A 3514-nucleotide genomic window follows, 5' to 3' on the forward strand; every position below is an offset into this window, starting at 1 on the left:
GGCCCTCTACGGCCTCGGACGTGAGCAGCCCCGCGTTGATCTCGCGGAGAGCGATCGAGAGCGGCTTCTCGTGGACGTGGGTGTCCACGAGGGGACCGACGTACTCGAGGAGGCCCTCGCCGAGCTGCGAGTAGTACGCGTTGATCTGGCGGGCCCGCTTGGCCGCGTAGATCACGAGGCTGTACTTCGAGTCGGTGGCCTCGAGGAGCTCATCGATCGGCGGGTTGATGATGCCCTCGGGCGCGGAGATGGAAGAGGACACGCTCTACCTTCCGATGGGTGGGAAAGAATGTGGCGGGGTGATCAGCGAGGATCGGGGACGATCAGCGATGGTCACACCACGTCCATCAAGGCTAGCAGCTCGCGAGCCACGTCCTCGACGGAGGTGTTGACCAGGGTGGTGTCGAACTCCGGCTCGGCGGCGAGTTCGATCTTCGCCGCCTCGAGCCGGCGCTCGATGACCTCGGGCGGTTCGGTACCCCGCCCGGTGAGTCTGCGCACCAGCTCCTCCCAGGAGGGAGGAGCCAGGAACACCAGCTGGGCCTCGGGCATCGACTCCCGGACCAGACGGGCACCCTGCAGATCGATCTCGAGGAGGACCGGCTCACCGGCCTCCAGGCGCTCCTGCACGGCCGCACGCGGCGTGCCGTAGCGGTTGCCGGCGAACTCGGCCCACTCCAGCAGTTCGCCGTTGGCGATCAGCTTGTCCATTTCGTCGTCGGTGACGAAGAAATAGTGGACTCCGTGCTTCTCGCCGGGGCGGGGCTTGCGGGTCGTCGCCGACACGGAGAGCCAGACCTCGGGGTGTTCCTTGCGCATATGAGCGACGACCGTGCTCTTGCCGACCCCCGAGGGGCCGGAGAGCACGGTCAGCCGCGGACGTTCAGTCATGCAGCGATTATTCCAGTTGAACCGGAGTGGTCCGGACTCAGCTGCCGGTGCTGCCGAACTCGCGCTCCAAGGAGGCGATCTGGTTGGAGCCGAGGCCGCGCACACGACGGCTCTCGGAAATGCCGAGTCGCTCCATGATCTGCTTGGCGCGGACCTTGCCCACGCCCGGCAGGGACTCAAGAAGAGCGGAGACCTTCATCTTGCCGATGACGTCGTTCTCCTGGCCCTGCTTGATGACCTCGTGAAGGGAGGCGCCGGAGTGCTTGAGTCGATTCTTGACCTCGGCCCGCTCCCGGCGAGCCGCGGCGGCCTTTTCGAGCGCGGCTGCGCGCTGTTCAGGGGTAAGGGGCGGAAGAGCCACGCCTACGTCACCTCGGATGTCGAACTGTCGGATACGGACCGGTGAGGAACCTAGTCGCCCCACACCTGGGGAGCCACGAGCAACACGCTCGCCCGTTGACTCTCGTCGGAGACTAGCGGGCAAGTCCGCCAGAGTCAGCGAGAACAGCGGAAAAGTCCTGGTCAGCCTTCATCTGAACAGACATTTAGGACATACTGCCCCGGATTTGAGGATGTATTCAGACTCAAGCCCGCCACCGACCACTCATCGGAGGACTCACAGGAAGGTCAGGAAGTGGTCAGGAGGAGGTCACAGCGTGACGGATCTCCTGAGCGAAGCGTTCCGCGGCGTCACGCAGCGCGACCGCGTCGGGACCGTGGCGTAGCACTCCCCGGCTGACGTTCGGCACGACGTTGCGCACCGCCGCCCCGAAGACCCCCGGAAGATCGGCCGGCGTGGCTCCCTGGGCGCCGATGCCGGGCGCGAGGAGCGGGCCGTTGATGTCCAGGTCGTACGACGACAGGTCACCGAGGGTGGCGCCGACGACCGCGCCGAAGGACCCCAGGGGCTCCTCCCCCGCGTTCTCGGCGGACAGGTGCGCGAGCATCGTCGCCCCGACGTTCCGGCCGTCGGACCGTACGGCGTGCTGGACCTCGCCGCCCTCCGGGTTGGAGGTCAGCGCCAGCACGAACAGCCCGGCACCGCTCTCCCGGGCCAGCGCGACGGCCGGGCTGAGCGAGCCGTAGCCGAGGTAGGGCGAGACGGTCAGCGCGTCGGAGAACAGCGGCGCGTCCTTGTGCAGGAACGACTCGGCGTACGCGGCCATGGTCGAGCCGATGTCGCCGCGCTTGGCGTCCGTCACGACCAGGGCGCCCGCCGCCCGCGCCTCGGCCACCGACGCCTCCAGGACGGCCAGTCCGCGCGAGCCGAACCGCTCGAAGAACGCGCTCTGCGGCTTGAGCACCGCGACCCGGTCGGCCAGCGCCTCGACGACCGTCCGGCTGAACCGCTCCAGGCCAGCCACGTCGTCGTTCAGGCCCCACTCGGCGAGCAGGGAGGCGTGCGGGTCGATGCCGACGCAGAGCGGGCCGCGCTCGTCCATGGCCCGGCGCAGGCGCGCGCCGAAGGGTTCGAGACCACTCATGCCGTCTTCCTCACGTCGGCGCCCACCGCGTCGGCGAGCGTGGCGTACGGGCTGGTGCGCAGGCGCGCGGCGAGCCCCTTGTGGATCGCGCGGCCCCAGAAGGGCCCCTCGTAGATGAAGGCGCTGTAGCCCTGGACCAGCGTGGCACCGGCCAGGATGCGCTGCCAGGCGTCCTCGGCGTTCTCGACGCCGCCCACGCCCACCAGGGTGATCCGGTCGCCCACGCGCGCGTAGAGGCGGCGCAGGACCTCCAGGGAGCGTTCCTTCAGGGGCGCCCCGGACAGGCCGCCCGTCTCCTCGACCACGGCGGGGTCGGACTTCAGGCCGAGTCCTTCGCGCGCGATGGTGGTGTTGGTGGCGATGATCCCGTCCAGGCCGAGTTCCACGGCGAGGTCGGCGACCGCGTCGATGTCCTCGTCGGCGAGGTCCGGCGCGATCTTGACCAGGAGCGGGACACGCCGCGCGGACACCGCGCCGTCGGCGGCCTCGCGGACGGCGCTCAGCAGGGGGCGCAGCGCCTCCGTGGCCTGCAGATTGCGCAGACCGGGCGTGTTCGGGGAGGAGACGTTGACCACGAGGTAGTCGGCGTAGGGCGCCAGCCGCTCGGCGGACTTCACGTAGTCCCCGACGGCCTCCTCCTCGGGTACGACCTTGGTCTTGCCGATGTTGACGCCGACGACGGTCCTGAAGACCGGCGTACGGGAGGCCAGACGGGCGGCGACGCGGAGCGAGCCGTCGTTGTTGAAGCCCATGCGGTTGATCAGCGCCCGGTCCTCGACCAGCCGGAACAGCCGCTGCTTGGGATTGCCGGGCTGCGGCTCGCCGGTCACCGTGCCGATCTCGACGTGGTCGAAGCCGAGCATCGCCATGCCGTCGATGCCCACGGCGTTCTTGTCGAAGCCCGCCGCGAGCCCGAAGGGGCCGTGCATGCGCAGCCCGAAGGCCTCCGTGCGCAGCTCCTTGCGGCGGGGCGCGAGGGCGGCCGCGAGGAAGGTGCGCAGGACGGGGACGCGGGCGGCCAGGCGGATCCAGCGGAAGGCGAGGTGGTGCGCCTGCTCCGGGTCCAGCCGCTTGAAGACGAGACTGAAGAAGATCTTGTACATGATGTCCTCACGAAGACGGGGCGTCCTCACGAAGAG

The 3514-nt window shown here is 69.2% G+C and carries 5 protein-coding genes; all 5 read right to left on the minus strand.

Annotation, left to right across the window (positions count from 1 at the left end; all coding sequences use genetic code 11):
• On the minus strand, positions 1 to 262 hold a 262-nt coding region (gene rpoZ / locus ACFTZL_RS42755; RefSeq protein WP_382595378.1), incomplete at its 3' end, for a DNA-directed RNA polymerase subunit omega.
• Positions 263 to 333: 71 nt separating this feature from the next.
• Positions 334 to 891, minus strand: coding sequence for a guanylate kinase (gmk, locus tag ACFTZL_RS42760; RefSeq protein WP_382595380.1), 558 nt, complete (start codon positions 889 to 891; stop codon positions 334 to 336).
• A gap of 37 nt (positions 892 to 928) precedes the next feature.
• On the minus strand, positions 929 to 1252 hold the full coding sequence (locus tag ACFTZL_RS42765) for an integration host factor (RefSeq protein ID WP_003977346.1): 324 nt from the start codon (positions 1250 to 1252) through the stop codon (positions 929 to 931).
• 277 nt (positions 1253 to 1529) lie between these two features.
• Positions 1530 to 2375, minus strand: coding sequence for an orotidine-5'-phosphate decarboxylase (gene pyrF / locus ACFTZL_RS42770; protein WP_382595383.1), 846 nt, complete (start codon positions 2373 to 2375; stop codon positions 1530 to 1532).
• Positions 2372 to 3478, minus strand: coding sequence for a quinone-dependent dihydroorotate dehydrogenase (locus tag ACFTZL_RS42775; RefSeq protein WP_382595386.1), 1107 nt, complete (start codon positions 3476 to 3478; stop codon positions 2372 to 2374). Before ACFTZL_RS42775 ends, pyrF begins: the two co-directional genes overlap by 4 nt.
• Between the last annotated feature and the right edge of the window lie 36 nt (positions 3479 to 3514).

Source organism: Streptomyces sp. NPDC056948, from assembly GCF_042674225.1.
Lineage (GTDB): Bacteria > Actinomycetota > Actinomycetes > Streptomycetales > Streptomycetaceae > Streptomyces > Streptomyces purpurascens.